At 71.5% G+C, this 16,478-nt stretch carries 9 protein-coding genes; 6 read left to right on the top strand and 3 right to left on the bottom strand.

Going from position 1 to position 16,478, the window contains the following annotated elements; genetic code table 11:
* Nucleotides 1-248 precede the first annotated feature (248 nt).
* Nucleotides 249-1,277 (top strand): FkbO/Hyg5 family chorismatase, encoded by a 1,029-nt coding sequence (locus JEK78_RS00490; RefSeq protein ID WP_200262102.1) that lies wholly within the window; start codon nucleotides 249-251, stop codon nucleotides 1,275-1,277.
* Nucleotides 1,278-1,373: 96 nt separating this feature from the next.
* Nucleotides 1,374-2,996, top strand: coding sequence for a bifunctional 3-(3-hydroxy-phenyl)propionate/3-hydroxycinnamic acid hydroxylase (locus tag JEK78_RS00495; protein WP_242483212.1), 1,623 nt, complete (start codon nucleotides 1,374-1,376; stop codon nucleotides 2,994-2,996).
* Nucleotides 2,997-3,002: 6 nt separating this feature from the next.
* Here the strand turns inward: JEK78_RS00495 and JEK78_RS00500 are convergent, their stop codons facing one another.
* Nucleotides 3,003-5,765: a LuxR family transcriptional regulator gene (locus JEK78_RS00500; RefSeq protein ID WP_200262103.1), complete on the bottom strand. Its 2,763-nt coding sequence runs from the start codon at nucleotides 5,763-5,765 to the stop codon at nucleotides 3,003-3,005.
* A gap of 371 nt (nucleotides 5,766-6,136) precedes the next feature.
* On the opposite strand from JEK78_RS00500, the gene JEK78_RS00505 reads away from it, so the two are divergent.
* The 4 genes from JEK78_RS00505 to JEK78_RS00520 are packed head-to-tail and all read left to right on the top strand — an operon-like array spanning nucleotide 6,137 to nucleotide 10,005.
* Nucleotides 6,137-7,519 (top strand): glycosyltransferase, encoded by a 1,383-nt coding sequence (locus JEK78_RS00505; RefSeq protein ID WP_200262104.1) that lies wholly within the window; start codon nucleotides 6,137-6,139, stop codon nucleotides 7,517-7,519.
* Entirely contained in the window at nucleotides 7,516-8,577 is a 1,062-nt protein-coding gene (locus JEK78_RS00510) for a DegT/DnrJ/EryC1/StrS family aminotransferase (RefSeq protein WP_200262105.1), read from the top strand. Before JEK78_RS00505 ends, JEK78_RS00510 begins: the two co-directional genes overlap by 4 nt.
* Entirely contained in the window at nucleotides 8,574-9,776 is a 1,203-nt protein-coding gene (locus JEK78_RS00515; RefSeq protein ID WP_200262106.1) for a cytochrome P450, read from the top strand. Before JEK78_RS00510 ends, JEK78_RS00515 begins: the two co-directional genes overlap by 4 nt.
* A 34-nt stretch (nucleotides 9,777-9,810) precedes the next feature.
* Entirely contained in the window at nucleotides 9,811-10,005 is a 195-nt protein-coding gene (locus JEK78_RS00520) for a ferredoxin (protein ID WP_200262107.1), read from the top strand.
* Between the two features lie 69 nt (nucleotides 10,006-10,074).
* Here the strand turns inward: JEK78_RS00520 and JEK78_RS00525 are convergent, their stop codons facing one another.
* Together JEK78_RS00525 and JEK78_RS00530 are read right to left on the bottom strand one after the other, a co-directional pair.
* Entirely contained in the window at nucleotides 10,075-11,259 is a 1,185-nt protein-coding gene (locus tag JEK78_RS00525) for a cytochrome P450 (RefSeq protein WP_242483213.1), read from the bottom strand.
* Between the two features lie 49 nt (nucleotides 11,260-11,308).
* Nucleotides 11,309-16,477: a type I polyketide synthase gene (locus JEK78_RS00530; protein ID WP_200262108.1), complete on the bottom strand. Its 5,169-nt coding sequence runs from the start codon at nucleotides 16,475-16,477 to the stop codon at nucleotides 11,309-11,311.
* Nucleotide 16,478: the final 1 nt, after the last annotated feature.

A 16,478-nucleotide genomic window follows, 5' to 3' on the forward strand; every position in this document is an offset into this window, starting at 1 on the left:
TCATTACGGGTGACAGGCGCGATGCTGACGTCGAGCATGCCCGAACAACAAGTAGGAAAAGTCCGAGTCATCGGGCCGCCGGAAGGGCTCCCCCTGTCGAATCCGGGGCACCGGGCGGAACCACCCCTATGACCCCCCTGTCCGCACGCAGCTCCAAGGGTCCACGCCGGGCGGGCCCGAAATGCCCGTACTCCGGGTGCTACGAATGAGGCCGATCGATTTCCTGATCCCGAGAAAGGCCTTCTTCGATGACTCAGGTGAATCCGGCGGTCGGCCTCGGCCTACCTTCCTCCACCTTCATGAATCCGGCCGATGTCACCGACGCGCTGCTCCGCGCGAACGTTCTCGGAGTCGTCAACTACACGACCGAGCCGGCCGGTCCGGGCATCGGGAACGGCGCGCTGACGATCGACCTGCACATGGCGCACAAGGCGGACGAGGCGTTCGCCGAGGTGTGGACCACCGACCGGCCGGTGGAGACCGGAGTGGTGCGGGAGGTAGCCTACGCGCACGACGGCGAATATCTGATCGTGGCCGGCCGCATCCCCCAGGCCGGTCGCTACACGGAAGCCACCCGTGCCGCGTACTGCACCGCGCTGGAGCTGATGGACGGCCTCGGCTACAAGAACTGCTTCCGGATGTGGAACTTCGTGGCCGACATCAACGGGGACAACGCCGACGGCCTGGAGGTCTACCGCGACTTCTGCCGGGGGCGCGCGGAGGCGTTCGAGCTGTTCCACTTCGGGGACCAGGAGGTACCCTCCGCCACCGGCATCGGCGCGCTGGGCGGCGGGATCTCCTTCTACTTCCTGGTCAGCCGGTCGGCCGCGCCGACCGCGGTGGAGAACTCCAAGCAGGTGTCCGCCTACCGCTACCCGCAGCAGTACGGGCCCCGCCCGCCGAAGTTCGCGCGCGCCACCTACCTCGCCGCGACGCACACCGACCGCAGCGGCGGGCAGATCTACGTGTCGGGCACCGCGAGCATACGAGGGCACGAGACGCTGCACGAGGGCGATCTGGTGAAGCAGGTGGAACTCTCGCTGGACAACATCGCCCACCTCGTTTCCCGGGACAATCTCGCCGCCCATGAGATCGAGCGGCGCACCGGACTGAGCGACCTCGACAACATCAAGGTGTACGTCCGCCACCGCGAGGACATTCCCGTCGTACAACGAATGTGCTCGGAGTATTTCTCACCCGCCGCGAGGACCGCCTACTTGAACGTCGACGTCTGCCGTTCCGGTCTCCTGGTGGAGATCGAGGGAATCGTCCCCTGAAGCCCTGTCGCAGAACTGGGCAATCACCTCGACACCTCGGCCCTATCATCCGGGAGGCGTGATCGATTCCGTTTCCCGACCGCGGAGATGCCCCCCATGATGTTGTCCTCAGCAGCGCGCTCCGGCCCCGCGGCCTCCGGTCTCACCGCGGACGTCGCGGTGGTCGGGTGCGGCCCGGTGGGACTTGTCCTGTCCATACTTCTGGCCCACCGCGGATGGCAGGTCGTCATCCTGGAGAAGTACGAGAACCAGTACCCGTTCCCGCGCGTGGTCGCCTTCGACGGCGAGACCGCGCGCACGTTCGCCACGGCGGGCATCGGTGCCGAGCTGATGGAACTGGGCGAGCCGCTCGGGCAGTACATGTTCCAGAACGGCGCGGGCCGGGAGCTGTTCAGCTTCGAGGCGCCATACGAGCCCGGCCGCGACGGCTGGCCGATCGCCACCGTCATGCACCAGCCGACGTTCGAGAAGGCGCTGCGCGCGCACGTCGACGAACTGCCGAACGTCACCGCCCTGTTCGGGCACGAGGTGCGGCAGATCACCGACCACGGCGACCAGGTCGAGATCACCGCCCCGGGCGCCGGCGGACCGCCGGACGGGCGGGTCACGGCGTCGTACGTCGTCGGGTGCGACGGCGCCAACAGCTTCGTGCGCGACGCCATGGGCGCGAAGCTGACCGACCTCGGCTTCGCACACGACTGGCTGCTCGTCGACGTCGTGTTCCATGAGCCGCGCTCGTTCCGCCCCAACGACGTCCAGATCTGCGATCCGAACAGGCCGACCACGATCGTCGCCTCCGGCCGGGGCCACCGCCGCTGGGAGTTCATGCGGCTGCCGGGCGAGTCCGTCGAGGAGCTCAGCACCCACGAACGCATGTGGCAACTGCTCGCACCGTACGACGTGACGCCCGAGAACGCCGATCTGACCCGCAACATCGTCTACACGTTCCAGGCGGCCCTCGCCGACAGCTGGCGGGCCGGACGGCTGCTGCTGGCCGGTGACTCGGCGCACCTGATGCCGCCGTTCGCGGGGCAGGGCATGTGCTCGGGCGTCCGGGACGCGGCGAACCTGGCGTGGAAGCTGGACCTCGTGCTGCGCGGCACGGCCCGCGACACGCTGCTCGACGTGTACCAGGCGGAGCGGTCCCGGCAGGTGCGGCACACCATCGACATGTCCATCGAGGTCGGCAGGATCGTCTCCGAACTCGACCACGCGGCCGCCGCACGCCGCGACGCCTATCTGATCGGCCTGCACTCCCGGCCCGACGCGCCGTCGCTGTCACCATCGTGGTTCGCCCTGGAGGACGGCGTCGTACGCCGTGACGCCTCGGGGTCGGTGGCGCCGCGGGCCGGTGAGCTGTCGCCGCAGGGCGTGGTCGCGCGCGGCACGGTCAAGGACCGCTTCGACGATGTGGTCGGCCGGGGCTTCCAGCTGATCACGACCGTCGACCCGTACGAGACGTTGCCCCAGGACGACCTCGACTTCCTCAAGTCGATCGGGACGCGCCTGGTCCGGGTGCTGCCGGCGGGGATCTTGCCGAAGCGGGCGCGGGATCACGAAGTGGTGGACGTGCGGCGCACGTATCTGCCCTACCTGGCGCAGACTCGCCAGACGGGGGTGCTGGTGCGGCCGGACCACTATGTGTTCGGGTTCGCCGGGGACGGCGCCGACCTGTCGGTGCTGGTCGGTGAACTGCGCGAGCAGTTGCACCTGGTCTGAGACGGTTCAGGCCGTGTCCGGCAGATGGCTGTGCAGGCCGGTCGGCAGGTCCTTGCGGTACTTCACGTTGAGCTTGCGGTAGACCCGGGTGAGGTGCTGCTCGATGGTGCTCGGGGTGATGAACAGCTTGCCGGCGATCTCCCGGTTGGTGAGGCCGACCGCGGCGAGCGCCGCCACCCGCCTCTCCGCGTCGGTGAGCCGGGAGATCGGGTCGGCCGGCGGCTGTTCTTCGGGAGACTCGTCGTCAGTCCCGCGCCGACTGGGCAGGAGTTCGTCGCGCAGCGCCGTCGCGTCGCACACGTTCGCCACGTGCCAGGCGCGCCGGGCGACGCTCCAGGCCCGCCGGTGCTCGCGCAGCGACTGGTGCGCGTTGCTCAAGTCGCCCAGTGTGCGGGCGAGTTCGTACTGGTCGCCGCACTCCTCCAAGACGGCGACGGCCTCGCCGAGCAGCCGGGGCCGGTGCTGGGGCGCGGTGGTCGCCGCGAGCAGACGCAGGGCCACGCCGCGGGTGCGCGAGGTCTCCGGGCCGAGCCGGGCGAGCTGTTCGTTGACAAGCCGTCTGGCCTCGTCGCGGTTCTTGCCGTGCCGCAGCCACGCCTCGGCGGCACTGGTCCGCCACGGCACGAGCACTGACTGGTCGATGCCCCACTCGGTCATCAGCTCGCCGCACGAGAGGAAGTCCGCGAGCGCGGCGTAGTGCCGGTCGGTGGCCAGGTAGTGGTGGCCGCGGGCGTGCAGGTAGGGCAGCCCGTAGCGGCTGCGGAACATGGCGTCGGGCACGGGCCTGGTGAGGTGGGCAGCGGCCTCCTCGTGTCTGCCCTGCTTGGTCGCCGTCTCGACGAGGACGCCCAGCGGGACGCCGACCGCGACTCCCCAGCCGCCCGGGGGCATGAGGGTGAGCGCGTCACGGGCGTGGGCGTGAGCCCCGGCGAGGTCGCCCTCGCGCAGGGCGATGTCGCCGCGTACCCCGGCGTAGAGCGCCTGTGCCACGGCGAGGTCCCTGGCCCGGGCGTCGTCGAGGAGTCTGTCGCACCAGGACCGGGCGAGGTCGAGGCGGCCGGCGTGCACGAGGGCGTGGAGCGCGGGCAGTGCCGTCTGGGGCCCCCAGGACATGCCGTCGCTCGGCCGCGCGACCTGCAGAACGTACTCGGCGTCGGTGACGGCGTGTTCGTCGGGTCCCTGGGTGAGGACGGTCGTCAGCGCCCTCACGGCCCTGAGTGCCGGGCCGGTGGTACGGCCAGCCGGTCCGCTGTCGCGGTCGGTCTCGGCGGGTGGCCGGGTGCGGCGGGCGAGCGGCGGGTGGGTGCAGGCCAGCCACAGCTCGGTGGTCCGGTCGGCGGCGCCCGGCTGGTGGCGGGCGCGCCGCAGCCGTTCCATCGCCTCGGCCGCCTCGTCGACGCGCCCGTGCCACAGCAGGGGCGGCACCAGGGAGCGCACATCGCGGTCGGACAGCCGCCCGGCGCGCATCGCGTCGGTGACGGTGGTGAGCCGGCGGCCCGCGGCGGCCGGGTTGCTACGCGACTCCACGCGCACCAGCTTCGCTGTGATCGCCGCCTGCCGGTGTGCCTCGGGGCAGGCGCGGTGCGCGCGTTCGAGGCAGCGCAGCGCCGTGTCGATCCGTTCCTCGCGCAGAGCGTGCTCGGCGGCCTCCTCGAACACCGGTACAGCCCAGCTCTCGTCGGTCCTGTCGGCCCCGTCGGCGCGCAGCAGGTAGGGCGCCACCTCGGTCGCGGGCGCTCCCTCGTCGTGCAGCAGCAGGGCGGCGGTCCGGTGGGTCCGGCCGCGTTCGTCGGCGGGCATGTCGTCGAGTACGGCGATGCGGGCGGCGTCGGTGCGGAAGCGGCCGTCGGCCAGCAGCCCGGCGCCGGCCAGGAGGTCGAGCGCCGAGCGCACCGCCTCGACATCGAGGCCGGCGAGGCGGCCCAGCCGCTCCACGGTGGCGTGGGCGCCGGTGACGGCGAGCGCGCGGGCGACCGCCACGACGTACGGCTCGCAGCGGTGGACACCGCTGACGAGGGCCCGGCGGAACCCGGGGCCGGGTGCCGGCACACCGTCCGCGTCCGGCCCGGCCGTCCGCCGGTCGGCGAGCAGGGACCGGGCCAGCAGCGGGTTCCCCCCGGTGAGCGCCATGGCCTCGCGGCCCGCCTCGGCGCCGCCGAACAGGTCGGCCATGCCCGCCTCCGACAGGGGCGCCACGCCGATCTCATGGCAGTGCGGGTGCCGTGACAGCTCGGTGTGCAGCGGGCAGTGGGCGGTGCCGGGGCTCTCCGTGCGGGTGAGGAGCAGCAGGATGCCGGCCCGGCCGAGGCGGCGGATGAGCGAGAGCAGCCAGTGCAGGGACTGCGGGTCCGCGTGCTGTACGTCGTCGACGGCGATCACCAGTGGGCTGTCCGCGGCGAGGTCGAGCAACGCCAGGCACAGCGTGTGCAGTTGGTGGGCGGTCGCGGGCCCCACGGTCCGGGTCGCCGCGTCGAGCAGGTCCCTGACCTGGGCAGACGCGCCGAGCGCGTGCAGGAGCTGCCCGGCTACGCCGAAGGGCAGGTCGCGTTCGAGGGCCGAGCAGGTGGCGGACACGAACCGTTCGCCGCAGCGCTCGCCGAACCGGTACAGCAGCTCGGTCCTACCGCAAGCCACCGGGCCCGTCACGAGAGCGACCCGACCCGATCCGGCGACGGCGTCCGACAGCAGCGTGGTGAGGCCGGCCCACTGGGCGTCGCGTTCGATCAGTCCCGTGCACCCCGCCTCGGCGCGCCGGTCCGTGCCGGTCATGTCGCTGCACCTCTCACCTGGGGCCCTTCCGACGAGGTCCGCGCGGCGTCGCGATGCCCGTCAGGTGCTCTCACCGCACCGCGAGAGCCCGCACCGGACGCCGCTTCCGCTGCTACGGAGATCCGTCAGAAGGGCCCATGGCCCGCGTGCTCATCATCGCGGCCGCGGACGGGGTGCCGAAAGCGCAGCACAGAGGTTCTAGGGCATCACCTGGACATCGGGCGGGCGGCAACTCTAGGGCTTCACCTCGACATGGCCCGCACCCGGCGACACCGGCACACGGCGTCGGGCAGGCTCGGCGCCACCAGCAGATTCCGCCACGCCAGATCCCGCGGTACCAGATCCCGTCATGCCGCCTGAAGGGTACAGCCATGAGTCAGCGGCCGATCCTGTTCGTCAGCCTGCCCGAGAGCGGCCTGTTGAACCCGATGTTGGTGCTCGCGGAGGAACTGTCCCGTCGTGGCGTCGCCGACCTGTGGTTCGCCACCGACGACAAGGCGCGCGAGGATGTCGCGGCGACGGCGGTCGGTTCCCCCGTCGAGTTCTTCTCCCTGGGCGAGGTCGTCTCCGAGATGTCCTCGGTGACCTGGGACGACGAGACGTACGCGGCGGTGACGCAGCGGTCGCGCTTCAAGGCGCGGCGCGCCGTGATCGAGCAGACCGACCGGCCCGCGCTGCGGGTGCCCAAGTACCGGGCGCTGGAGGAGGCCGTGGAGAAGCTCCGGCCGGCCCTGATGGTCGTGGAGAGCATGTGCCAGTTCGGCTGGGAGCTCGCCATCTCCAAGGGGATCCCGTTCGTGCTCAGCGACCCGTTCGTGCCGTCGAACCTGCTGACCTCGGCCGTGCCGATCGGGCCCTCGCACACCCCCAAGGGCTTCCCGGTGCCGCACTCGGGCCTGCCCGCCGACATGTCGCTCCCGCAGCGGTGGCAGAACAGGCTGTTCCAGTGGCGGACGCTGGCCATGGCGTTCGGGAGGTTCAACAAGGAGCGCAACGCGGTCGACGCGCGGGTGCGGGCGGAGCTGGGCATCGCCCCTGAGGCGTACGGCCAGTTCTGCCGCGTGGAGCGGTCGGAGCTGGTGCTGTGCTACTCGATTCCGGAGATGGACTACGCCTTCGACATCCCTGCGAAGCTGCGCACGGTCGGCGCGCTGGTGCCGCCGCTGCCGCAGTGCCCGCCCGGCGAGCTGTCCGCCTGGCTCGACGCGCAGGGGTCCGTGGTCTACATGGGCTTCGGCACGATCACCCGGCTCACGGCCGGGCAGGTGCGGGCGTTCGTGGAGGTGGCCAGGCGGCTGGAGGGCCGGCACGCGGTGCTGTGGAAGCTGCCGCGCGACCAACAGGCCCATCTGCCCGCGGACCTGCCGGGGAACCTGCGGGTCGAGACCTGGGTGCCGTCGCAGCTGGACGTGCTGGCGCACCCGAACGTGAAGGTGTTCTTCACCCACGCCGGCGGCAACGCGTACACGGAGAGCATCCACTTCGGCAAGCCGATGGTGTCCCGTCCGCTGTGGGTCGACTGCTACGACCAGGCCGTGCGGGCCGAGAGCTTCGGCGTGGGGCTCACGCTGTCGAAGCCGCACACCGTCGACCCCGACGACGTGCTCGACAAGCTGACCCGCGTGCTCGACGACCCCGCGTTCACCGAGAACGCTCGGCGTCTGGCCGCGCTGCAACAGGCCGCCGGCGGCCGGAGTGCCGCCGGCGACCTGATCCTGGACCTGCCCGCGCTGTCTTCGGAAGTGAGTCGATGAGCTTCACGTATCCCGTGTCGATGCCTTCGCTGAAGGGCAACGAGCTCGACTACGTCACCCAGGCGGTCACCAGCGGCTGGATCTCCTCGCAAGGGCCTTTCGTGCCCCGCTTCGAGGATGCCTTCGCCGCCTACAACGGGGTGGCCCACGGGGTGGCCTGCTCCTCGGGGACGACCGCGCTGACGCTCGCGCTGCGCGCACTCGGGGTCGGTCCCGGCGACGAGGTGATCGTGCCGGAGTTCACGATGATCGCGTCCGCGTGGGCGGTCACGTACACGGGCGCGACGCCGGTGTTCGTGGACTGCGCCGACGACCTCAACATCGACGTGACGCGGATCGAGGAGAAGATCACCCCGCGCACCAAGGTGATCATGCCGGTGCACATCTACGGCCGGCGCTGCGACATGGACGCGATCCTGGAGCTGGCCTACGAGTACAACCTGCGCGTCGTGGAGGACTCCGCGGAGGCGCACGGCATCCCGCCGACCGGTGACATAGCCGCGTTCTCCCTGTTCGCCAACAAGATCATCTCGGCGGGCGAGGGCGGCATCTGCCTGACGAACGACCCCCATCTGGCCCGTCAGATGGCGCATCTGCGCGGCATGGCCTTCACCCGGGACCACAGCTTCCTGCACAAGAAGCTCGCCTACAACTTTCGTATGACCAACCTCCAGGCGGCCGTGGCGCTGGCCCAGACCGAGCGGCTGGACGAGATCCTGGCCACCCGGGCAGGGATCGAGAAGCGCTACGACGAGGGACTGCGCGGCATCGACGGCATCACCCTGATGCCGGAGCGGGACGTGCTGTGGATGTACGACCTGCGCGCCGAACGCCGGGAGGAACTGAGGGAGTTCCTCGCCCACCAGGGCATCGAGACCCGCCTTTTCTTCAAGCCCATGAGCCGCCAGCCCGGCTATCTGGACCCGGTCTGGCCGACGCTGAACGCGAACCGCTTCGCCGATGACGGCCTGTATCTGCCAACGCACACCGAACTGGCCGAGAAAGAGCAGGAGTTCATCGTGGCGCAGGTCCGCGCGTTCTACGAGGTGTCGTCATGACCTCCTCCCCCACGGCCGGCGCCGAGGCCGACGCCGAGGACGAGATCGTCCCGTTCGTGCTGCGCCGCCCCGGCGCCCCGTTCCCGCCCCCCGAGTACACGGAGTTCCGGCAGCGGCCCGGCCTGGTGAAGGCCGCGCTGCCCTCGGGCGACACGGTGTGGCTGGTGACCCGGCACGAGGAGGTGCGCCAGATCCTCACCGATCCGCGCATCAGCGCCAACCCCGCGCACCCGGGCTTTCCCCGCCCGTCGCGCACCGGGGGCGTGCCCACCGCCGACGAGGTGCCGGGCTGGTTCGTGGCGCTCGACCCGCCGGACCACACCAAGTTCCGCAAGGCGCTGATCCCCGAGTTCACAGTGCGCCGCATCCGCGCGCTGCGGCCGGTCGTCGAGGAGATCGTCGACCACAGCATCGACCAGATGCTCGCCCGGGGCGACACCGCCGACCTCGTCGAGGACTTCGCGCTGTCGGTGCCCTCGCTGGTGATCGCGTCGCTGCTGGGTGTGCCCAACGTGGACCGCGGCTTCTTCGAGACCAGGACGAAGGTCCTGGTCACCATCAACTCGACCGACGAGGAACGCGACAACGCCTCGCAGCAGCTGCTGCGCTATCTGAACCGGCTGATCGCGATCAAGACCAAGCGGCCCGGCGACGACCTGATCAGCAAGCTGGTCGAGGGCGGGCTGCTGTCCCCGCAGGAGCTCTCCGGGGTCGCCATGCTGCTGCTGATCGCCGGTCACGAGACGACGGCGAACAACATCGCCCTCGGTGCGGTCACTCTGCTGAACGACCCTCGGTGGATCGCAGACGAGCGCACGATCGAGGAACTGCTGCGCTTCCACTCGGTCGCCGACCTGGTGGCGCTGCGCGTGGTGGTGGAGGACATCGAGATCGGCGGCCGACTGCTGCGGGCCGGCGAGGGCGTCGTACCGCTGGTGGCCGGCGCCAACCACGACCCCGCGGCCTTCGACCACCCGCATGTGTTCGACCCGTCCCGGTCCGCGCAGGGGCATGTGGCGTTCGGCTACGGCGTCCACCAGTGCCTGGGGCAGAACCTGGTGCGTCTGGAGCTGGAGGTCGCCTACCAGAAGCTGTTCGCCCGCATCCCGACCCTGCGGATCGCGGTTCCGCCGGAGGAACTGCCGTTCAAGTACGACGGGGTGCTCTTCGGACTCCACGCACTGCCGGTGCGGTGGTAGCTCCCCTTCACCACCCTTTCCCGGAGGAAAGATCATGACGCGCATCAGTGTGGACACCGACAAGTGCATCGGGGCGGCGCAGTGTGTGCTGACCGCGCCCGAGGTGTTCGACCAGGACGACGACGGGTTCGTCGCCCTCCTGCAGGAGGAGCCGCAGGGGCAGGAGGAGCGTTCGGCGCGGATGGCCAGGTCGGTCTGTCCGGCTCAGGCGATCACCGTGCACGAGTGACCCGCTCCCGACCGCTTCCGAGCATCGAAGCGGCCCCCGCCCTCGGGCGGGGGCCGCTCTTCGTGCGGGTCACCAGGTGACGGGGAACCTCGCCAGGCCGCCGGCCAGCCGGCCGCCGGGGTGGGACTCCAGTTCCGCCTCCGGCACCGCGAGGCGCAGCGAGGGCAGGCGGGAGAACAGCGCGGTGTAGGCGACGGCCAGGATGATGCGCACCAGCGGCGCGCCCGTGCAGTGCCGCATGCCGTGCCCGAACGTGAAGTGTGGGTTGGGCGTGCGGGTGACGTCGAAGCGGGACGGCTCCTCGAAGGCGCGGGCGTCGTGGTTGGCCAGCGAGAAGTCGAGCATCACCAGGTCGCCCTCGGCGATGGTGACCCCGCCGATCTCGATGTCCTCGCTCGCGTACCGGGGCAGCACGGGGCTGCCGATCGTGGCGCGCATGACCTCGTCGACCGCCCGGACCATGACGTTCGGGTCGGCCATGGCGAGGGCGAGCTGGTCGGGGTTGCGCAGGAACAGCAGCACCCCGAAGTCGAGGTGGGAGGCGAGCCCGGACAGGCCGGTGAACAGCAGCGTGACCGCGTGCAGTCCGATCTCCTCGTCGGTGAGGCCGGAGTCGATGAAGCGGGAGATCACGTCGTCGCCGGGTTCGTCACGGCGTTTGGCGCCGAGCTCGGCGGCGTAGCCGAACAGGGCGTCCATGCCGGACTCGGCGTGCTGCCGGTCGGTGTCGCCGACGGTGTCCATCATGGCGAGCAGCCGCCGGCGGTCCTCGGCGGGGACGCCGACCATGTCGCACAGCGCCTGCTGGGAGTACTCCATCGAGTAGGACTCGTGCAGGTCCGCGGTCGGGCCGGCGGCGATGATCCCGTCGAGCGTGGCATGCGCGATCACCTCGACGCGGGAGCGGCGGTCGAGGACCTTCCGGGCGGCGAAGCTCTTGGTGTACAGGACGCGCTTGTTCTCGTGGGCGCGCCGCTCGGTCTCCACGTCGTCGCTGGTGACGAGCATGTCCAGCATCGGGTTGCGGAAGAACCGGGGCGCGTTCTGCGGATCCTTTCGCGAGCGGCCGAGGCGGTGGTCCTGCAGCAGCGCCTTGACCTCGGCGTGGCGGGTCACCAGCCACCCCTCGTCGCCGGCGGGCGTGAGGATGCGGCACACGGGGGCCTGTTCCTGCAGACGCAGGCGGATGTCGCTGAAGGCGAGGATCGAGGGCTGTTCGACCCCGATCAGGGGCGGTTGCTGCGCGGTGGACATGGGTTCCTTCCGACTGGTGGGAATGGCTGGGTCCCGCTGGTGGGGGTGGCTAGGGCCGGTCGGTGGCCAGGGTGGTGAGCCAGTCCTCGATCACGCCGGCGGTCAGGGCGGCGTCCTCCTTGACCATGGCCATGTGGTCGGTGGGCACGATGCGGATCTCGTCCGCGGGTACGGACACCTCCTGGCCGGTGGTCGTGAACTCCGTGCCGTCCACCTCCCGGCCGCACCGCACGAGCAGCTTCGGCACGGTGGGGTGCAGGCCGGTGTCGGTGATGCGGACGAACCAGTGGGCCATCGCCGACAGGCGCGCACTGTTCAGGTTCACCGCGGGCGAGTCCATGGTGGTGAAGTAGTTGGTGGTGACCGAGTCGAAGTCGAGGCCCTCGTTGGTGTCGTAGTTGAGGCTGAGCGTGTCGAGCATGATCACGGCTTCGGGGGCGATGCCCCACGTCTCCTCCAGCACGGCCGCGGCGAGGTAGGCCAGGGTGCCGCCGGAGGAGTGCCCGACCAGGCAGAACGGTTCACCGTCGCTGGCGTGCAGCACGCTCTCGGCGACCCAGCGCACGGCGGCCGCGGTGTCCCTGGGCAGCGGTTCGCCCGGCTCGAAGCCGATCAGCGGCAGCGCCGACACCTGCCGTTTGCCGCGCAGGTGCGCCGCGAGGCGGGCGTACATGTGGACGCCGGCGGTCGCGCCGGGCGCGCTGATGCAGATCAGCTTGGGCAGCGCCGGGCCATGGGCGAGGGTCACCGCCGTGGGCAGGTCTTCCAGTTCGGCCGGGGTCTCGAACATCGGGCGCAGGTTCGCCACGGCCTTGAGCAGGCTCAGGCCCTGCAGCACCTTGCCGGTCGACACCGACTCCATGAACAGCCCGAACACGGTGTCGGACGGGTCGACGGCCGCGCCGGTACCGGCGGAGGCCGCGGCCGGGCCATGGAGCGTGCCGAGGTCGGCGAGCAGGGTCCGGGCGAGGTTCGCCGGGGTCTTGTTGTCGAAGACGATGGAGCCCGCCAGCTTGCGTCCGCCCAGCAGTTCGCCCAGCTGGTTGCGGAGTTCGACGGCGATGAGCGAGTCGAAGCCCAGCTCCAGGAAGTCCTTCTCCGGGTCGACGGCGCTCGGATCAGGGTGGCCGAGCAGCGCCGCCGAGGTGCCCACGACAAGGTCGCGGAGCATGGTCTCGCGGGCCTCGGGGCCGGCACCGCGCAGCCGGTCCAGGACGGTGACCGCGGCCTTCTCGGCGGGCACCGCGGCGGGCGCGTCGGTGAGGAGGCCGCGCAGCAGCGGGGCGACGGGGCCGTGGGCCCGCTGGCCGGCCGGGTTGACGTACATCGGCACGAGCAGTGCCTCGTCGCGGGCGAGCGCCGCGTCGAACAGGGCGAGGCCCTGCTCCGCCGCGAGGGGCGGCATCCCGGAGCGCGCGATGCGGTCCATGGCGGCCTCGCTCAGCGCGCTCGTCATACCGCTGTCCTGCGCCCAGGGACCCCACGCCAGCGACACGGCGGGCAGACCCTCGGCCCGGCGACGGACGGCGAGGGCGTCCAGGTAGGCGTTGGCGGCGGCGTAGTTGCCCTGCCCGGCGGCGCCCATGACGTTCGCGACCGACGAGTACAGCGCGAACACCGCGAGGTCCAGGCCCCGGGTGGCCCGGTGCAGATGCCAGGCACCGTCGGCCTTGGGGCGCAGCACCGCGTCGAGGCGTGCCGGGGTGAGGGTGTCGACGAGGCCGTCGTCCAGCACGCCGGCGGTGTGCACGACACCGGTCAGCGGGTGGGCGGCGGGCACGGCGGCGAACAGTTCCGCGACGCCCTCCTCGGTGGAGACGTCGGCGGCGACGATGGTGACCGAGGCGCCCCGCGCCTCGAGTTCGGCGCGCAGTTCGCCCGCGCCGGGCGCGTCGGGGCCGCGGCGGCCGGCGAGCAGCAGGTGCCGTATGCCGTGGCGGGCGACGAGGTGGCGGGCGAGTGCGGCACCCAGGCCGCCGGTGCCGCCGGTGATCAGGACCGTGCCCTCGGGGTTCCAGGCGGGGGTGGACGGCGTGGTGGTGGGCGGTTCGGCGAGGCGGGCGACCTTGACGACGCCGTCGCGGACCAGCGCCTGGGGCTCGTCCCACGACACCAGCCGTACGACCGTGGCGATCGACACGTCCGACGCGTCGAGGTCGACCAGGGTGAACCGGCCGGGGTGCTCCGCCTGTGCGGTGCGCACCAGGCCCCACGCCGCGGCGGCGGCCAGGTCCTCGCCGGTTGCCGCGCCCCGGCTGACGAACACCACGCGGGCGCTCTCGTACCCAAGGCTCTCCTGAAGCACCGTCAGGACCCGGGTCGTCGTGTCCCGCACGCTGCCGGGCGTCTCGTCACCTGACACCGACACGACGAACACGTCCGGCGCGGCGGCCTGGCCCGCGGCGTCGGCCAGGGTCTCGCCGTAGCCGGTGACGGTCTGGCCCGCGCTGTAGAGGACGTGGGCCACATCGAACTCGTCGGTGCCGACCACGGCCCAGCGGGCAGTGGCCACGGGCACCCCGTCCAGCGGGGCGGTGACCCAGTCGACCTTGTGGAGCGCGGGTCGGTGGGCCTGCTGCGGTCCGGCGTACGGGCCGCCCGGCGCCATGGTGGACTGCGGCCAGAACCGGTGCCGGTCGAACGGGTAGGTGGGCAGGTCGACCCGGCGGCCACCGGCGTAGAACGAAGACCAGTCGACCTTCGCGCCGGCCGTGTGGAGCCGAGCGAGCGCGGTGACGAGGGCGGTCTCCTCGGGCCGGTCCCGGCGCAGCAGGGGCACACAGCCGTCGACGAGTGCGGAGAGCACGCCGACGGGGCCGACCTCGACGAAGGTGGCGTCGCCGATCGCGGCGACGTGGTCGGCGAACCGCACCGCGTCCCGTACGTGCCGCACCCAGTACTCGGGCGAGGTGACGTCGCCGGTCGTGGCGATGGGCAGACGCGGCGTGTGGAAGGCGAGGTCCTTGAGGGAGTTGCGGAACTCGTCGAGCATCGGCTCCATCAACGGCGAGTGGAAGGCGTGGCTGACGCGCAGCCGCTTGTGCTCCCAGCGGTCGGCGATCCGCAGGACCTCGCTCTCGTCGCCGGCGATCACGACGGAGTCGGGGCCGTTGACGGCGGCGACGGAGACGTTCGCGGTGAGGTGCGGGAGGACGTCGGCCTCGGTGGCCGTGACCGACACCATGGCACCGCCGGCGGGCAGCGCCTGCATCAGGCGGGCTCGGGCGGTGACCAGCGTCGCCGCGTCCTTCAATGTGAGGACTCCGGCTACGTGCGCGGCGGCGATCTCGCCGATCGAGTGCCCGGCGAGGTGGTCGGGCTTGACGCCGTAGGACTCCAGCAGGCGGTAGAGGGCGACTTCGAGGGCGAAGAGTGCGGGCTGGGTGTTGCCGGTGCGGTTCAGGGCCTCCTCGTCGTCGCCCCAGATCACGTCGCGCAGCCCGGCGTCCAGGAGCGCGAGCACCTCGTCGAGGGCGGTGCGGAACACCCGGAAGCGGTCGTACAACTCGCGTCCCATGCCCAGGCGTTGGGCACCCTGGCCGGAGAACAGCACGGCGAGCGGGCGGCGGGTGACCGTGCCCCGGGCGAGGACGTCGCCGTCGAGGAGTACGGCTCGGTGCTCGAAGGAGGTGGAGCGGGTGGTCAGCAGGGAGTACCCGATATCGACAGCGCCGACGGGGTCGCCGGAAAGCTGTTGCGCCTGCTCCACACGTGAGTTCAGGGCGGTGTCGGACTTGGCGGAGACCAGCCACGGGACCGGGGAGGGGACCGCAGAGGCGGCCGGGCGCTCACCGGCCGCGAACGCTTCCTCAGCCGGCCCCACCTCAGCCGATGCCTCCTCAGCCGATGCTTCCTCGACCGGCGCCTCCTGGATGATCACGTGCGCGTTGGTGCCGCTGACGCCGAACGACGACACACCGGCCCGGCGCGGCTTCTCCGTGGGCGGCCACGGCACGGCGGAGGTGAGCAGTTCGACGTTCCCGGCCGTCCAGTCGACTTGCGAGGTCGGCTCGGTGACATGCAGGGTGGGCGGCAGTTCGCAGTGGCGCAGCGCCATCACCGTCTTGATCACCCCGGCGACGCCGGCGGCGGCCTGGGTGTGACCGATGTTCGACTTGATCGCGCCCAGCCGCAGCGGCGGCTCACGGTCCTGTCCGTAGGCGGTGATCAGCGCCTGTGCCTCGATGGGGTCGCCGAGTGTCGTGCCGGTGCCGTGCGCCTCGACTGCGTCCACGTCGGACGGGGTGAGGCCGCCGGAGGCGAGCGCGGCGCGGATCACCTCGCGCTGGGCGGGGCCGTTGGGCGCGGACAGCCCGTTGGAGGCGCCGTCCTGGTTGACGGCGCTGCCCGCGACCACGGCGAGCACGGGGTGGCCGTTGCGGCGGGCGTCGGACAGCTTCTCGACGAGCAGCACGCCGATGCCCTCGGACCAGCCGGTGCCGTCGGCGTCGTCGGAGAACGCCTTGCAGCGGCCGTCGGCCGCGAGGCCGCCCTGGCGGGTGAACCCGGCGAAGTTCGACGCCGTCGTCATGACGGTGACGCCGCCTGCGAGGGCGAGGGAGCACTCGCCACCCCGCAGCGCCTGCGCCGCCAAGTGCAGGGCGACCAGCGAGGAGGAGCAGGCGGTGTCGAGGGTGAGCGATGGGCCTTCCAGGCCGAGCGTGTAGGAGACCCGGCCGGAGATCACGCTGGCCGCCGTGCCCATGCCGGCGTGGCCCTCGATGTCCTCCCGCGAGGCGATCAGCACATGGCCGTAGTCCTGGCCGTTGGTGCCGACGAACACGCCGGTCCGGCTGCCGCGCAGCGTCACCGGGTCGATCCCGGCGCGTTCGATCGCCTCCCACGAGGTCTGCAGCAGCAGCCGCTGCTGCGGGTCCATGGCCAGCGCCTCACGCGGGGAGATGCCGAAAAAGCCGGGGTCGAACTCGGCCGCGTCGTACAGGAATCCGCCCTGCAGAGTGGCGCTGTCGCCGCCGGCGAGCGTGCCCAGGTCCCAGCCCCGGTCGGTGGGGAAGCCGGAGACGGCGTCCCGGCCCGAGGACACCAGGTCCCACAGGTCCTCGGGCGAGCGGACGTCGCCGGGGAACCGGCAGGCGATGCCGACGATCGCCACCGGTTCGTGCCGGTCGTTCTCCGCCTTCTCCAGCCGCTGCCGGGTCTGGTGCAGGTCGGCGGTGACCCACTTCAGGTACTCCACGAGCTTCTCGTCGTTCGGCATC

The sequence above is a fragment of the Streptomyces sp. HSG2 genome (genome assembly GCF_016598575.1).
Taxonomy (GTDB): domain Bacteria; phylum Actinomycetota; class Actinomycetes; order Streptomycetales; family Streptomycetaceae; genus Streptomyces.

Bases quoted from the DNA above. Each gene is read 5' to 3' on its own strand.
- JEK78_RS00490 (WP_200262102.1), top strand. From the start codon at position 249: ATGACTCAGGTGAATCCGGCGGTCGGCCTCGGCCTACCTTCCTCCACC.
- JEK78_RS00495 (WP_242483212.1), top strand. From the start codon at position 1,374: ATGATGTTGTCCTCAGCAGCGCGCTCCGGCCCCGCGGCCTCCGGTCTC.
- JEK78_RS00500 (WP_200262103.1), bottom strand. From the start codon at position 5,765: ATGACCGGCACGGACCGGCGCGCCGAGGCGGGGTGCACGGGACTGATC.
- JEK78_RS00505 (WP_200262104.1), top strand. From the start codon at position 6,137: ATGAGTCAGCGGCCGATCCTGTTCGTCAGCCTGCCCGAGAGCGGCCTG.
- JEK78_RS00510 (WP_200262105.1), top strand. From the start codon at position 7,516: ATGAGCTTCACGTATCCCGTGTCGATGCCTTCGCTGAAGGGCAACGAG.
- JEK78_RS00515 (WP_200262106.1), top strand. From the start codon at position 8,574: ATGACCTCCTCCCCCACGGCCGGCGCCGAGGCCGACGCCGAGGACGAG.
- JEK78_RS00520 (WP_200262107.1), top strand. From the start codon at position 9,811: ATGACGCGCATCAGTGTGGACACCGACAAGTGCATCGGGGCGGCGCAG.
- JEK78_RS00525 (WP_242483213.1), bottom strand. From the start codon at position 11,259: ATGTCCACCGCGCAGCAACCGCCCCTGATCGGGGTCGAACAGCCCTCG.
- JEK78_RS00530 (WP_200262108.1), bottom strand. From the start codon at position 16,477: ATGCCGAACGACGAGAAGCTCGTGGAGTACCTGAAGTGGGTCACCGCC.